Below are 14,642 nucleotides of genomic sequence, written 5' to 3' on the forward strand. Positions count from 1 at the left end.
AGCGCTGCCTTTTCAGGTGATCGAATTCTGAAAAGGAAATCCCATGCGCACCTACATTCATACCCTCGTGAACCTGTTGACCAATGAAACGAAGCAATTCCGCTGCGAGGCGGAGTCGTTTGAGCAGTCAATCGAAATCGCTGAGAAGAACTATCCAGACCTGTTCCTGCTCCTGAAACCATCCCTGGCCAAGGAGCAGAGCAATGCGGCCGTCAACCGTTGAAAGCCTGCAGAAATCGCTACGCGAGTGGCAGCAGGTACTTCACGATGGTGGCCCGTTTGCGGTCTGTGCTGAAGAGGTGATCGAGAAGACTCAGGCGAAGTTATTCCTCCTGGAGTTTCTCGTCGGCCAGCTCGAAGTCGGTTTGACCTTGAAGCACTGCCGGCGAGACGCCTGGGGGATCATCCTTCCTGACGCCTCGCAGCCTGGCCGCTTTCGATGGCAGGCGTTCCAGAGCGATGGTTTTACCGGGCATGTCACCTTCGATTCGATGGAGGAGTGTCTCGGTGATTTGGTCGACGACGGTTATGGCGCGCCCGACCCGGGCGCGCTTGACCGTGTTGCCGATACCGTCGAATGGCGCCGTGGCATGGAGGTAGTCGGTCTGATCCAGTCCTGCAACGCAGGGTTGCTCAGCTTCGAAGACGCCATGCGACAGCGAGAAGAGATCTATGCCCGGTACCAGACTGCTGCAGAGGCTGCTTGATGCCGGGCAGCCTGGAGTACCAGAAGAAATCCCTCTGGGGCGGACGCCCCAAGGGGCTCGTTCGTTCCGGTGGGAACCACTTGGGTCGGCATGACCAGGTGGTTCACTACTTGAAAAGGAGAACGAGATGAAAGTCGTTGATCTCGCGCAGCGATCCCCCGATTGGCACGAGTGGCGCCGTGAGGGAGTTTCTGCGACCAGCTGTGCAGTGATCATGGGTGCAAACCCGGATAAAAGCCCTCTGGAGTTATGGAGGGAGCTGGTTGGCATCGTTACCCCGCCGGACCTATCGGTCATTCCGCAGGTGCGGCAGGGGGTACAGCGAGAGCCAATGGCTCTGCAGGCGTTCGAAGAGAAGTACGGCCAGTTGGGCATGCCGGTCTGCGGCGAGTCGCAGGAGTACCCAATCATTCGGGCATCCTTCGACGGTCTGTTGGCCAACGGCGCACCGGTGGAGATAAAAAACCTGGCCGACGCGAATCACCTGGAAGTGCTCCGCCTTCAGATGGAAAGCCATGCATACCTGCTGTATCGGTGGCAGGTGTGGCATCAGATGATCGTCAGTGGCGCGAGTGAAGGGTACCTGTGGTTTTGGTCCCCCAAGCACGAACCATGTTGCTTACCGGTGTCGCTCGACGAAGTAACGCGCAAGCGGATCATTGCCGCGGAGATCCACTTCTGGGAGTTGGTTGAAACCGGCTCCCCGCCGGCAGCAGATCCAAAGCGTGATGTTCTACCGTTGGATCAGCTCGAATTGGACGCCTGGCGCAAGCTGGCCCGACCACGACGAGAGTTGGAGCAAAAAATCACGCAATTGAAAGCAGAGCTCAAAGCACTGACCAATCAAGCTAAGGAACAGGATGCTGCGTTCCGACCGCTGATGGGGCTGTTTCGACGAGCCGATGCTCTTGGTGTGCGGGTGACGTGTTACGAGATCGCCGGTGCTGTTGACTGGGAAGGGGTGGCGAAGGAACTGCATGACGCAATTCCTGAAGACGTCCTGAATCGTCATCGAACGGGTGGTTCCGTTGCATATCGACATACCGTAAATCCGAACTACGACGAAGCAACAGCGCTGCCAGAGCCTAAACCTAGGGTTCGCAGGTTGGCGCCAGCTGAATCGAAAGAGGCCACAGAGCCTTCAGTCGCTTACGGAACCTTCTGGTTCTGAGTTCCCCGCCCGGCCATGTGCCGGGTTTTTTTTCGCCCTTTTTTTGGCGGGAAATGGCCTCTTGCCGGGCTTGCGCGCAAGCAACATGCGCCAGTCCACACAAAGAGAAGCCTATGTCGCCTATCTCGCTTATCAGACGGATTTTCTCGCTTGGGGGTAATCGGAACGCCGATTGGGTCGGCCGTTCGTACCCGCACCCTGCCGAGGAAATGATTGCCCCTGAGCTCCGTCCATACCTTGAGAATCACAATTGGCGGAACCTTCGGTACCCACCCTACCAGGAAGGCTACCCTGGCCTGGTTGCCGGCCGCTGGTTCATGCGCCGATATCAGCAGGATCTCTTCGACCGGCTCATGGGTTCACTTGGACTGCCTGATGAAGAGTTTGCGAGGTATGTCGAGCCGATCCTCAATAACTTCGCTGAGCTGGCCCATCTCCTCCCGGCCTCACAGAGCCATCACCATGATGGTCCTGGAGGTTTGCTCCGTCACAGCATGGAAGTGGCAGCGTTCACGCTCGACGGTTGCCTGACCACGGCATTCGACGCTGGCGAAACGCCTTCGCGGCGAAGCATGCGGTTGCGCCGCTGGTACGTGGCTGGCGTTGCGGCTGGGTTGCTTCACGATGCCGGCAAACCGTTGTCGGACATTCGGGCGACGAGCTTTGAGGGTGGGGAAGAGTGGAACTACGAGCGGGAAACGCTCCATGCGTGGTCAAGTCGAACCGGTATCAACCGGTATTTTCTCCACTGGAATCCTGATCGGCACGCTAACCATGTTCAAGTTTCAGTCTCGCTGGTTAGGGGCATCATTCCAGATGAGGCCCGGGCCTGGATTCGGGACGGTGGCCACGACATCTACGAGGCAATGCTCGACGCCATCTCTGGCGCAGGGGCAGGGCCGCTGACATCGCTCGTGCGTGCAGCGGATGAGGCCTCAGTGAAACGGGATCTCCTGAAGGGCCCACGAAATACCACCGGTGGTGATACAGGCGTTCCGGTAGCTCGCCTAGTTACCGATGCCATGCTTCGACTGATCGAGAAGGGTACCTGGAAGGCGAATGTTCCTGGTGGACGAGTCTGGATAGCTACCGACGGAATCTACATCGCTTGGACGATGGCTGCCGACGAGATCGTGCAGATGGTTGTCGCCGACGGTGTTGTCGCGATCCCGCGCGCCGCAGATACCCTGGTTGGGATTTTAGCTGCGCACGGTATCGCGGAGCGCGCCTCTAATGGCGACGTCTATTGGTACGTCACACCGCACCTTTTGCGTAAGAACGGACAGGCGCCGGCGCTGCGGTGCATAAAACTCCTCTCGCCGGACATCCTCTTCCCGCTTACACCTCTGCCACCCCCGGTTTCAATCAGCTTGGGTAAGGAGGGAAAGGCAAGGGACCTCATCGCACCCAACGACAAGCTGGGTGAGCAGGCGAGCCAGAAGAACGAGAACCAGGGAGATTTGTTCCAGCAGGAAAACACTGCATCCCCTGGGCAGGCCGATGACAGTGGCGAGGAGGTCGTACCGCCGGCCGATAAACAGACCAAGCCAAAGCGGAAGAAGGCTCCAGCGACGGCTGAGATCGGTAAGCCTTCGCCGGGTGTGCGAGCAGGTGTTACAGCTGAAGACGCATCCCCCTCACTCGAGATTACCAAACCAGCTGCAGGCTCCGCAGAAGAGCCGATGGAGCCTGAAGAAGAGCCGGAGCAGACGTTCACCCTCGAGCAAATGCTTGGCGACTTGTCGCAGTTGCCCGAGGACAACGCGAGTGGGGCGAATAACGGGGCTCCGGTGACTTCCGAATCACCGTCCGGCGCGCTGGCGGCTGACGATGCTCCAGAACAGCAATCGGCTGCAGCCGCGGCACCGGAGCGCGCTGCTCGCCCTGGACGAATCAGCCTCAGCCAGTTACGCGGCGATCAAATCGGCGCGAGCCCATTGCCGACCCCTCAGGCTTCATCAGCGACCGTTCCGCAAGTTCAGCTAGCAGTCCAACCAGCCCAACCAGAGAAATCTTCAGCACCTATTGCTCCGCTGGAGATATCCCCTGGTGATGCAGAGTTGTTGGCCGACCACGAAATGTACCTGCTGCAGATGCACCCGGAATTAGCGCGAAAGCTTATAGCTGCAGCAGCAGAGCCAGATACGTTGCGCAGTGCTTTCAACAAGGTGTTCGTTCGCCTGGGTTCGGCGTTTCAGCACGATGATGTTGAGGGCTTGGTGCAGGCCGGATGGCTTTGGCAGGACATCGCATCGGAGGGACCTGCTGTCCTGAAGAAGCTCAAGAACCAGGAAGGGTTCCTGTTCACGCAGGACTACAGCTTGATCATCTGCAAGCTGGCACGTTTGGACTGGAACGTGCCCCACCTCAGTCGCCTTCCAACAGGCGAGCTTCCTGTTCTGCGTAACGCGGTCGAGCAGGTGATCGCGAAGTCTTCATTCGAGGTCATCGCCGGCCTCGGCCTGCGCGCCATCACTCCGCACCAGGTTTCGCAGATCGCAGATCAGTTTGGCGTCACCCCGGCCCTTCTGGAGGAGGCGATATTCGCGCTGCGCGATGCAGTGAAAGTGGCGGTTAAACGCAAAATTTTCATCAGAGCACTACCTGAGGAGATCCCTGCCAAATGAGCGAATGGGACTACACCAGCTACTGGCGGAAAAACTTTGAGGCTCACGAGGTCGCTGCATGGGGCACCTCGATAATCGGCAGCACGGCCGTTCAGCTGCTCACCAGCATGCCTATCACTCCGTACCTCATCACGGTAGGGGTTCAGGCGGGCTTCGCACTCGCAGCGCTTCCCAAGGCCTTGCGCGTCCACAACGCGAAGGCATGTCTCTATGGCGCCGGCGTTCATACCATCACGTTGGATCAAATGATCGCGATGGTCCGGGCCAACAAAGGCGATATCTATTTCGGAGAGGCCTTTGCCTGGCGCCACATGCATGGGCAGTACGCCTTCGAGCTGCTCGCGTTGGACCTTGAAGACATCTTGGGCAAGAAGGGAAAGCGGAAGGCAACAGTCAAGGGCACCAAGTGGATCCATGGCTTGGGTATGGGAGAGGAAGAGCCCTGCATGCGGCCCGCGGATTCGCGAAACATCCACTTCCTGGTGGTGGGCACCACCGGCGCCGGAAAATCCCGCTGGTTTGACATGGCCATCACCCAGTGCATCGCCCGTGGCGAACCGGTAATCGTGATCGATCCAAAGGGTGACAAGGGGCTAGCGCGCACCTGTGAGATGGCAACGGCACGAATCGGCAAGAGCCACCGGTACAAGTATTTCCACCCGGCCTTCCCTGAGCGTTCGGTACGCCTGTCGCTGACCAAAAACTTCGGTCGCGCGACAGAAATTGCCTCACGTGTTGCTGTTCTGATGAAAAGTGATGCCGGTGACCCCTTCCAGGCATTCTCGATGATGGCCCTGAACAACGTGATTCAGGCCATGCTGATCTGCAAGATCCAACCCACCCTGGTTGGGCTCAGGCGAACGCTGGAAGGGGACGTTCCGGGCCTGACGATCAAGGTCATCATGGCCTACGGCGCGGAAGTATTCGGCGACGCGCAGTTCGATGCCATGGCCTCTGCCGCTTTGATCAGCGCAAAGGTGAAACCAGGCGATATCGAAGGGAAGGCCAAGGTTCTTCGCCGTGTCTATTACCAGGATATCGCGCCCGTCAGAGCGAACGGTGACATTGAAGGCCTTCTCACCATGCTGGAGCACGAGCGCTCGCACTTCAGCAAGATGATCGCCGGCTTGCTGCCGATTCTGGTGATGCTGACTGCTGGCGCCATGGGGCCGCTCCTGTCTCCTGTGGCGGATCCCGACGACGAGCGTCCCATTGTCGACCTCAACTCCGTGATCAACGGGGACCAGGTGCTCTACATGGGTCTCGACTCGCTCTCGGACTCGATGGTTGGCTCAACCATCGGTTCGCTGGCACTGGCTGATTTGGCCTCCACGGCTGGCGAAATCTACAACCACCGCATTCCCAAGCCCGTAAACATCTTCGTGGATGAGGCTGCAGAGGTTATCAACGACCAGCTGATCCAGCTGCTCAACAAGGGGCGCGGCGCCGGCATCAACCTCTACATCGCCACGCAGACCATCGCAGACTTCAAGGCGCGGCTGGGGGATGAATCGAAAGCCATGCAGGTTCTCGGCAACTGCAACCACGTCGTGGCTTTGCGCGTGCTCGATACCGATACGCAAGCCTTCATCGCGGACAAACTCACACCGACGCGCTTCAAGTACGTCATGCGCACGCAAGGAAATAGCCCAGACCAGAGCGGCATTCGTGTCGGTGGCAACGTCGGTGAGCGGCTGATGCAGGAGGAGGGCGAGCGTTTCCCTACCGGCTTGCTGGGCGAACTGCCCGACCTAGAGTTCCTTGCAGTGTTTGCTGGCGGAGATCTTCGCAAGGGCCGTATCCCGATCATCAATTTTGACAAAGCAGCCTGATAGGAGGCCCCTGTGTCTGTATCGACTCCTCTCGAGATTCAACGCCGTACCCAGCTGGATGCGGAGTCCACCAAGCTACTTCGCACTTTTGATTTGGAGTGGCGCTGCGGTACCCGCTTGATCACGCTCATGCTGGAGGCTGGGTATCCGCCGCTGGCAATTGGTCATGCCTTGCAGGAGGTACTCGGACAGTACCAGCGGATGTGCATTGAGCGGAGCAATGATTTCTCGCGCCTGCGTGCTGTCCTCAGCCATGTTCTAGACCATCTGCGCAAAAGCGATGCAGCCCTGCCGAATGAACAGGTTCTGGAATGGTGCACGTTATCGAACGTCCCTTCGATCGTGACGGAGCAACTGATCCATGGCTGAGAACATCGAGGAGAAGTGGCCCAAGGGCCTGGTTGCGTCGATAGCTTTCGGGTTCATCCTGGTTCTGATGCTGGCCACCGCCGCCCCAAACAAGCTTGTGGACAAGGTCATGGTCAAGGAGAGGGCCTGGGGGCTGGCGCTGCTGGGCCAGAGCGATCTGGCTGCGGTGGAGTCGAAGACAAGGGACTGGTACACGTTCCTTCTCTTGGACTCAGGGGCGAAAGCCATGGTCGCCGACGTATTCATTGGCGAGCGAAGCTCCAGGGGAACCGTCAATGCTCTGGAGGAAAAAGCAGGCTGGTGGTTCAACTACCTAAGCGAGCGGGGAGAGGCACTACAGAAGATCATCTACCAGGTGGTGTATCGAGTGGTGCTGGCGCTTTTCTGGCTGCCATTCCTTGCTGTAGTCGTTATCCCCGGGGCTTACGCCGGCTGGATGCGTTGGCATGCGAAGAGGGCGGGGTTCAGCTACACGTCGCCGTTTGTGAACAACCATGCGACGAACATGCTTTTGATGAGCACGGTACTGCTACCGTTGAGCTTGATCTTCCCGCTCCCCTTGCCGCCGCTGGTGGTGAGTACCTTCCTCATACTGGCGATACCGATCCTGTTGTCGTTGCTGATCAGCAACCTGCCCAAGAAGTTCTAGTGCTGATGTTTCGCTGGCCGCTCTCGGCCAGCGACTGCGTCTTTTCCTAATCCGAGGATGATTAGAACGTTCGACGAAGAAATATATACCTGTGGCTTATTGTTAAAAGGAGGATAAATATGAATGGCTTGTCGGTAATTTGTCTATGGCGTTGTCAAACCTTCCTGACTAGCAGCCTTTAATGAGTCTCTTACTATCTTAATGAATGGGTCGATCCTCCGTGGGTCTGGAGAGATTCCGTTGCTTGTTCCGATTGACCGTGCTATGGCTAATATATTTTTGTCATTAGATGGGTCTATAATGAACTGAATTCCAATCTTCCAGTATATATATTCATGCCTGCAAGTGAATACCGCCCACTGGCGCGTTCTGTCGGCCTCAAACAATGGTGCTTCAACGTTATACTTTTCCAGTTTTGCTGGCGCCAGACCCTGCAACTTTAGCATCAGCGAGTCAACGCCGTTAACTCCTTTGTCTATGGGGAAATCGCCGAGGTCTTTTGCTGTTAAATAATAGCTGGGATATTGTACATTACTTTCGTAGCTGCTTTTGCATCCGGATAGTAATGCTATGGAAGTCATCAAGAAAGCAATTGTTTTCATTTTTCTTCCACGCATTTTTTGTCTTTTAGTTTGCTTACGTAATCAGTGGCTTCTTGGAATGATTTGAACTGGCTGACGTTGTAGCAACTGCTGATGGAACGAAGAAGAAGGAACCTGTCATCAGATCCAATTTTGTCAGTGAAGTTTTGGTCATTTATTTGGGTTAAAATATTCTCGGCATCATACTGGCTCCGATATTTTGTGAGCCTTTCTCCCAACGTAAAGGCGGTTATGCTGGTTGCGAGGCGATTAGAGGTGTCGTCAATCTGCTCAATTGAAGAGCTCACTCCATTAGTAGCTAGTAAAGTGGTTAACTCTGCAGATTTTTTCATAACGCTCTGCGGCACTATACTGGCGAACGTGCCAACAGTAATTGCTGCAGTTGGAACGTTTACCCGCTTTCTGGTGGTATAAACTGCGTGAGTGGACGGTTCATAATGGAAAGAATTCCTCCAAAACTCCCGACCTTCTTGATGCGGGCGACCTATAACGATATATGAGCCTCTTCTCAGAACCCCTAGCTCACCACTACCGGCTGCGGAGGATGCGCTGGAAGAATATAGCTGTACTTTGTAATCTAGCAACAGCTTGTTAGATTTATTAGCTGCAACAAGTTCGGCGGCTGTAAATGCAATCCCGATTAGTGGTTTTACTGCAGGATTTGCAGCCATAGAGCTCAGAGCCCCGCTGATATTTCCTGCTCGCTCAAGCGCCTTTCTGGTTTCTGTGTTTTTCTCGGTTGTTACATCCATTACACGAATGTGAAATGTTGGGGCGATGCGTTCATCCCAGATGGGTTGATAATAAACAAGAAGGTTAGAGAAGTTTAGTGATTGATCTGGCTCTACGCCGCGCTGGTACCAGACTACAATTGACTCTGATGTGCCATCGTCTTTGGTGCCAATGTCAAGTATCACGGCGTAATCTGCGGCGTCTGTTACTAGGCTATCCACCGTTTTTCCATTAGCGTCGATTTCCTTTGCCGCAGGGATCTCAATGGAGCGAACAATTATTGATAATGGGGAGTTTCGCGGTACAACGTCTGTCGTGTCTGTAGAAGGTTGATCTTGGGGAGTCAACATCTGTGTTGTAGCGCCAGGATCTCTACGGATTACATAGTAGGCTCTGTTGTCTCTATATATAGGGCTAAACGATGTGAATCCGTCCTGTATTGTTGGGCCCCGCTCGGCACACCCAACAAGCGCGGCCGCTGCAGACAGACTAAAAGCAGCAATACATTTTGCTCTTGCCATGTTCACTCCATTATTATTTGCAGCTTCCATGCATAAGGCATTAATCAAGCACTAGGCTGCCATCAAAATGACATCCTGGATGCTAGCCCGAAGATAAGTGAATGTCTAAGGATGCGTTTTATACTTTCTTGGAATAAAGGATATTGCTTACGTTGCGACTCATCGCTATGTAATCAATCGAATCAGTAGCGCGGCGCGACAAACCGTTAAGTAGTGGAAGCAGCTCATCAATGAAGACTTGCACGGGTAACGTAAAGCAAAAGTTGGCTGGGTAGCTTTTTCCAAAAGTCGCTACTCAGCCTGATCGGATACGAGAGAGGGCCCCTGACTCATCAGCCAATTTTTTTCGACCGTTTTCTGGCAGGAAAAGGCGCTTGCATCGTTCCGAGGCAGTGAAAAATCGGTGCATTCCTCTGAACAGGTTCGCCTTCATGAGTGCTCCCACCCAAGCCCCACCCGGGAAATCCTACGGGCCGACGATTGCGATCGCGGCCTTGTCCTCTGCACTGGCTGTACTGGGCTACTTCCACGTGCAAACGCTCGGTGAAGTGAGCGTACTGCAGTCGCAGCTCTCCGAGGTCAGCAATCAGCTTTCCGATACCAGCGCTAAAGGTCTCACACCGAAGGAGATCAACGAGCTGGTATCGGGTTTGCAATCCGCGGCCCCCGCTGCTGCTGCGCCTGAGCACTACCCCGACAACTGGGTCTACGGAAACGTCTCAGCGCGCTACACCCTGGTCGAGATGACCGACACCGAGTGTCCTTTCTGCAAAGAACACTTCCCCCTGTTGAAATCCCTCGTGGAATCGTCTGCAGGCCAAATCAACGCGGCGCTGCTGCAGGTTCCTTTCCTGGGTGAGACCTCGCGCAATCAGGCCAACGCAATCGAATGCGCGGGCGACCAAGGGGGTTCCGACGCTGCATGGAAGTTCGCCCAGAAGGTGTTCGATCTGACTCGAAGCGAGGGGCAGGGCGTTGGCAAGCCCCTGGTGACTATTGCGAAGGAAATGGGGCTCGACGGCGACCGCTTTGCAGCTTGCTCGGAGTCCAGGGCTGTGGCGAAACGAGTGAGCAAGGACTTGGAACAGGTGATCCAGCTTGGCGTCACGCAGACTCCGTCCACCCTCGTGCTGGATAACCAAACCGGTAAGTCCCTCCTTCTGCAGGGCGAGCACGCGAGTCCTGCCGGCATCCTCAGCGCCATTGCCAAACTATCCCCATCCAAAGGAGCTAATGCGCCATGAGCAACGAGCCGACAGTCATCCCCGCGCACATCGACGAGCCTCCCCACGTTCTCTTCTGGCGCCTGGACGAAGTCATGCCAATCGGCATTGGACTTGTTGCCGGCGTGCTGATGGCCCAACTGATCATCTGCTCCGCGGTGGGCATGGTAGCGGCACGTTTCTACCGTCGCTTCTGTGATAACCGGCCTGATGGATATCTGCTCCACGCCATCTATTGGTACATGGGGTCCATCGGCATGAAGGAGACACGTACCATGCCCAACTCCTATGAGCGGGAGTTCATCTGATGCTCTTCGGCAATCTGAAAAAATCGTTCAGTGGTTTGCAGGGGGAGGTGAAGTTCTACCGAACTGCGCTGATTCTTTTGGTCTTCGCTCAGATGGTCACCTCGTGTGCGTCCCTGCGCCGAGAAGAAAAAGTGACCGTCATTCCACCAACCCTCACCGAGAAAGCGTGGGTCAGCAAAACACAGGCATCGGGCGAGTACACCAGCGCTTGGGCGCTCTATCTCGGTATGATGTTAGGCAACGTCAATCCGGATAACGCGGACATCATCAAAGAGGCGATTGGTCCCATTCTCGACCCATCGATCTATCAGGACGTCATGGTCGTGCTCGACAAGCAGATCCAGCAGATCCGCCAGGATCGGGTCAGCCTCAGCTTTGAGCCCAAGAAGGTGCTCCGGGACAACCTCAATCCCAGCAAATTCTACGTTTCCGGCTACTCCGTCGCTGAAGGCCCTGCCGGCGATCGTAAGCGTGAGAACCGGACCTATGAGTTTGAACTCGTGATCAAGGACTACAGGCCCAACCTGACCTGGATGGCGACCAACCGGGGCGACCCTCGCACCCAGGACGTGAAGGATCGCGAAGCCGAGTCGGCCGAGCGCCAGGCTAAGCGGCAGTCACACTCACGCGGCTGACCTACCAGTTTTTCCTACCCCGGCCCCTCGTTAGGTCCGGGGTTTTTTTTGCCTGCATGTTTTGACCACGGCTTGTTTCCCGATTTGGCGCCCGCGGCAGTGCAGATTTTTTCTGACCATTTTCTGGTTGGAAAAGCCGAAATCGAAGCCTGACGCCTTCCCACAATGACCTCATCAAAGTACAGAGGTCATGACGATGTCCCTGAGGCACCCAACACTCTTCCGCCCGGCTGCGCTGGCGCTGGCTCTGGCAATTGCCCCGTACGCCGCTGCTGAAGAACAGATTCAGATCCCAGGGCTGAACATGCCCGTTGCCGCGAGCACGCAGCAGCCCGAGCGGCAGGCCGCCCTTCGTGTTGAACAGCAGCGCGTTGCTGATGCTGCAGAGGCTGAACCGGACGTGGCAGTTCAAGGTCATGCACCTGCTCCCGCGCCGGCGGCATCAAAACCGCGCCTCGTCCAGGTAACACCGGGAAGTGCTGATAACCCTGCGGTACCGAGCAGCGTCTTGCCCAAGCCGGTCAAGTCGTTGCCTCCGGTCGACACTCGACAAGACGTGGTCGTCACCAACGGAACCAACACACTGATTCCGATTAGCCTCGGACAGATCAACCGTATCGTCACGCCCTTCGAAGACCCGAAGGTTCAAACCGTTTCGGATGCGACGATCGAAACGAGCGGAAACGTCATCTACGTAACGACTATCGTGCCTGAGCGCCCGGTCACCATGTACGTGACACCCGCTGACGATGAGTCGGTTGCGATCTCTCTCACGCTCTTCCCGCAAGACATCCCGCCGATCCAGGCAAACCTGATTTTCTCGAAGTCACTGCCCGGTGCCGCCCAGCCGCAAGGCGCTGGTGGCATCGCTGCAGCTTCGGTTCGCTCCTACAGCGGCCAAGCGAAGAAATGGGAGCGCTCTATGCCCTACATGGAGACGCTCCGGGAGCTCCTCCGCCAGCTGGCGCTGGGCAATCTGCCTCGGGGCTATTCGATGGGTGCCCCAGCCAATGGCGGTCGAGTCCCCGCCTGCGCGCAACCCAACCTCAGCTTCGATTTCAGCCATGCGCAGCTCTTGGAAGGGCACGATTTCCGCGTTTTTGTGGCCACGGTTGAGAACATCTCCGCCCGCACGGTCGAGTTCGATTATGCGGATTGCACTCACCCAAACCGCGCGGCCGTGAGCGTCTGGCCAAACGAGGTTCTGGAGCCTGGCCAGAAGAGTGAGGTGTACGTGGTGACCCGTGTACCCGTGGACGTGCCGGACACTTCCGTCCGGCCGAGCCTGTTGAATTGAGGGGGCGGCCATGAGCGGAATTCAAGGAGTTCTTGACCGGCTGAACCCGAACGCGAAGCGCCTTCTCGTGATCGGCGGCACAGTCATCGCCGTGGGTGCCCTGGTTGGGATCGTTCTGCAGTGGGCTGGTCCTAAGCACAAAGACCGCTTACCGAAGAAGCCCCAAGTTGAGGCTGTTCTGACCGATAACGACCCACGTCAGTTGGGCATTGCATCGCTCGCTACCCAGGTGCGTAACCTGCAGGGCGACCAAGCTCGGATTTTGCGACTCCTGGAACAGCAGCAGAGCAGTGGCAGGGACGAAAAGGGCTCCAAGGAGATGGATGAGTTGAAGGCCCAGTTGCAGACGCTTCAGGGGGAGTTGGGGCGTGTCGAGAAGGAGGCAACGCAGCGGCAGGGACGGAAAGGCGGGGCCGATGGTGGTTCCGATGAGGAGTTCACCGCCGACGAAGACGCTATGCCCTCGGCGCCTGCTCGCTTCGTCCCCAAGGCAACAAGCTCGTCTGCTGCATTGGGTGATGTCTACAGCAACCTTCCCGCCGCTCCGAAGGAGGACCCCAAAGCTCGCTCTTCTGTGAAGAAGGAGCCGGTGAAGATCCGGACAATCCGGAATCAGAACGAAGAGAAGAAGGAGAAGGCGGAGGATATTTCGGTGTCGCTCCCGGCCGGCTCCATGCTGTCGGGTGTTCTTGTCACCGGTATGGACGCACCAACCGGGCAGCAGGCGAAGCGGGACCCATTCCCAACGCTCGTTCGGATTAAGTCCGAGGCAATTCTGCCGAACCGTTTCCGTGCAGACTTTCGCGAGTGCTTCCTCATTGCTGGTGGATGGGGAGACATGAGCTCCGAGCGTGCCTACTTGCGCGCCGAGCGGTTGTCCTGCGTTCGCCAAGATGGCAAGACGCTGGAAGCTCCTCTTGAGGCTTTCGCCTCGGGTGAGGATGGCAAGAACGGTCTTCGCGGCCGCTTGGTTAGCAAACAAGGACAACTACTCGCACGAAGCCTTATGGCTGGCTTGATGCAAGGTGCTTCGTCCGTCTTCAACGTCCGCCAGGTCCCGTCGATCAACATCACTCGAAGTGGTAGTAACGGCAGTAGCGACCAACAAAGTGCGGTGTACGAACAGGTGTTTGACTCCAATGCCCTGCAAGCTGCAGCTGCCACTGGTATGGGCACTGCATTAGATCGAATTGCGAATTACTACTTGGAAATGGCGCAAAACCTGTTCCCCGTAATCGAAATCGACGCAATGCGTGAAGTCGACTTCATCGTAAATAAGGGTATGACCGTCAAGTTTAACTCGGACACATTAAAGTCCAACGAGTCCGTGGGCCTGAATTCGGATAAAAAAACCAAAGATAACTCGGCGGCTGGCGCTGCGAAGGGGAGAAGTAACTAATGAAAAAAATCATCGTAGTAATCCTTCTGTCATCTTCGGCGCTCACCGGTTGTTCCAATATGCTAAACGTGGGGGAGAGCGAATATGCCTGTAAAGGTATGCCTAATGGTGTGACATGCATGTCCGCCAAGGATGTGTACACCGCCACTGAGGGTGAAAATTATAAGACTCAGTTGAAGCAGGAGCAGGAGGCAGCCGCCGGGCATGGTGCCGGGAAGGCCGCCGCCGTCCCTGAAACACGAGTCCTGTATGCCGAGAGTGCAGATAACGCGCCGATGCCTATGCGTGCTCGCAACCCTATCCCGATCCGGACTCAGGCCGTAGTCATGCGCATCGCGATCGATCCGTGGGAAGACGACAACGGCGACTTGATCGTACCTGGCTACATCTACACCGAAATCGAACCTCGCCGCTGGGAAATCGGTACGCGTCAGGCAACAGCAAGCCCGACGTTGCGACCGCTCAGCATCGTCACACCAAACAAGAGTGCCTCTCCCGGAACGACTCCCGGCATGAACAGCCGCTAGGCCAATGTTTCGAACCAAGGAATTGAAAAGGCAGGTATCTGCC

At 56.4% G+C, this 14,642-nt stretch carries 15 protein-coding genes; 13 read left to right on the forward strand and 2 right to left on the reverse strand.

The features are described 5' to 3' along the window. Positions 1-43: 43 nt before the first annotated feature. The 7 genes from GJV37_RS05835 to GJV37_RS05865 all read left to right on the forward strand — a co-directional run bounded on the left by GJV37_RS05835 (position 44) and on the right by GJV37_RS05865 (position 7,355). A complete protein-coding gene (locus tag GJV37_RS05835; RefSeq protein ID WP_138526909.1) occupies positions 44-223 on the forward strand; it encodes a hypothetical protein in 180 nt (59 codons plus the stop codon). Beyond that, a complete protein-coding gene (locus GJV37_RS05840) occupies positions 204-707 on the forward strand; it encodes a hypothetical protein (protein ID WP_138526908.1) in 504 nt (167 codons plus the stop codon). Before GJV37_RS05835 ends, GJV37_RS05840 begins: the two co-directional genes overlap by 20 nt. Positions 708-834: 127 nt before the next feature. Beyond that, positions 835-1,878, forward strand: a complete 1,044-nt coding sequence (locus GJV37_RS05845) for a lambda-exonuclease family protein (protein ID WP_138526907.1) — start codon at positions 835-837, stop codon at positions 1,876-1,878. 209 nt (positions 1,879-2,087) lie between these two features. Further along, a complete protein-coding gene (gene mobH / locus GJV37_RS05850; protein WP_281286837.1) occupies positions 2,088-4,505 on the forward strand; it encodes a MobH family relaxase in 2,418 nt (805 codons plus the stop codon). Next, positions 4,502-6,337: a conjugative transfer system coupling protein TraD gene (gene traD, locus GJV37_RS05855; RefSeq protein ID WP_138526905.1), complete on the forward strand. Its 1,836-nt coding sequence runs from the start codon at positions 4,502-4,504 to the stop codon at positions 6,335-6,337. Before mobH ends, traD begins: the two co-directional genes overlap by 4 nt. A gap of 12 nt (positions 6,338-6,349) precedes the next feature. Continuing rightward, on the forward strand, positions 6,350-6,706 hold the full coding sequence (locus tag GJV37_RS05860) for a hypothetical protein (RefSeq protein WP_138526904.1): 357 nt from the start codon (positions 6,350-6,352) through the stop codon (positions 6,704-6,706). Continuing rightward, positions 6,699-7,355 (forward strand): IncC plasmid conjugative DNA transfer DtrJ family protein, encoded by a 657-nt coding sequence (locus GJV37_RS05865; RefSeq protein WP_193452207.1) that lies wholly within the window; start codon positions 6,699-6,701, stop codon positions 7,353-7,355. The genes GJV37_RS05860 and GJV37_RS05865 overlap by 8 nt, the downstream gene beginning before the upstream one ends. 143 nt (positions 7,356-7,498) lie before the next feature. On the opposite strand, the gene GJV37_RS05870 is transcribed toward GJV37_RS05865, so the two are convergent. Together GJV37_RS05870 and GJV37_RS05875 are read right to left on the reverse strand one after the other, a co-directional pair. Then, positions 7,499-7,957 carry a hypothetical protein gene (locus GJV37_RS05870; RefSeq protein WP_193452208.1) on the reverse strand — a complete coding sequence of 153 codons (459 nt, stop codon included), beginning with the start codon at positions 7,955-7,957 and terminating at the stop codon, positions 7,499-7,501. After that, complete coding sequence (locus GJV37_RS05875) at positions 7,954-9,039, reverse strand: hypothetical protein (protein ID WP_193452209.1); 1,086 nt, start codon at positions 9,037-9,039, stop codon at positions 7,954-7,956. The genes GJV37_RS05870 and GJV37_RS05875 overlap by 4 nt, the downstream gene beginning before the upstream one ends. Before the next feature lie 602 nt (positions 9,040-9,641). On the opposite strand from GJV37_RS05875, the gene GJV37_RS05880 reads away from it, so the two are divergent. The 6 genes from GJV37_RS05880 to traV all read left to right on the forward strand — a co-directional run bounded on the left by GJV37_RS05880 (position 9,642) and on the right by traV (position 14,599). Continuing rightward, positions 9,642-10,454, forward strand: coding sequence for a DsbA family protein (locus GJV37_RS05880; protein WP_138526929.1), 813 nt, complete (start codon positions 9,642-9,644; stop codon positions 10,452-10,454). After that, entirely contained in the window at positions 10,451-10,741 is a 291-nt protein-coding gene (gene traL / locus GJV37_RS05885; protein WP_138526928.1) for a type IV conjugative transfer system protein TraL, read from the forward strand. The genes GJV37_RS05880 and traL overlap by 4 nt, the downstream gene beginning before the upstream one ends. Beyond that, entirely contained in the window at positions 10,741-11,376 is a 636-nt protein-coding gene (locus GJV37_RS05890) for a TraE/TraK family type IV conjugative transfer system protein (protein WP_138526927.1), read from the forward strand. Before traL ends, GJV37_RS05890 begins: the two co-directional genes overlap by 1 nt. A 190-nt stretch (positions 11,377-11,566) precedes the next feature. Continuing rightward, a complete protein-coding gene (locus GJV37_RS05895; RefSeq protein WP_246084975.1) occupies positions 11,567-12,673 on the forward strand; it encodes a TraK domain-containing protein in 1,107 nt (368 codons plus the stop codon). 10 nt (positions 12,674-12,683) lie between these two features. Beyond that, the gene (locus GJV37_RS05900; RefSeq protein ID WP_138526926.1) at positions 12,684-14,072 is read left to right on the forward strand and encodes a TraB/TrbI/VirB10 family type IV secretion system protein; all 1,389 of its coding nucleotides are present in this window, start codon (positions 12,684-12,686) and stop codon (positions 14,070-14,072) included. Further along, positions 14,072-14,599 (forward strand): type IV conjugative transfer system lipoprotein TraV, encoded by a 528-nt coding sequence (gene traV / locus GJV37_RS05905; RefSeq protein ID WP_193452210.1) that lies wholly within the window; start codon positions 14,072-14,074, stop codon positions 14,597-14,599. Before GJV37_RS05900 ends, traV begins: the two co-directional genes overlap by 1 nt. Positions 14,600-14,642: the final 43 nt, after the last annotated feature.

Source organism: Pseudomonas nitroreducens (assembly GCF_010994165.1).
GTDB lineage: Bacteria > Pseudomonadota > Gammaproteobacteria > Pseudomonadales > Pseudomonadaceae > Pseudomonas > Pseudomonas nitroreducens.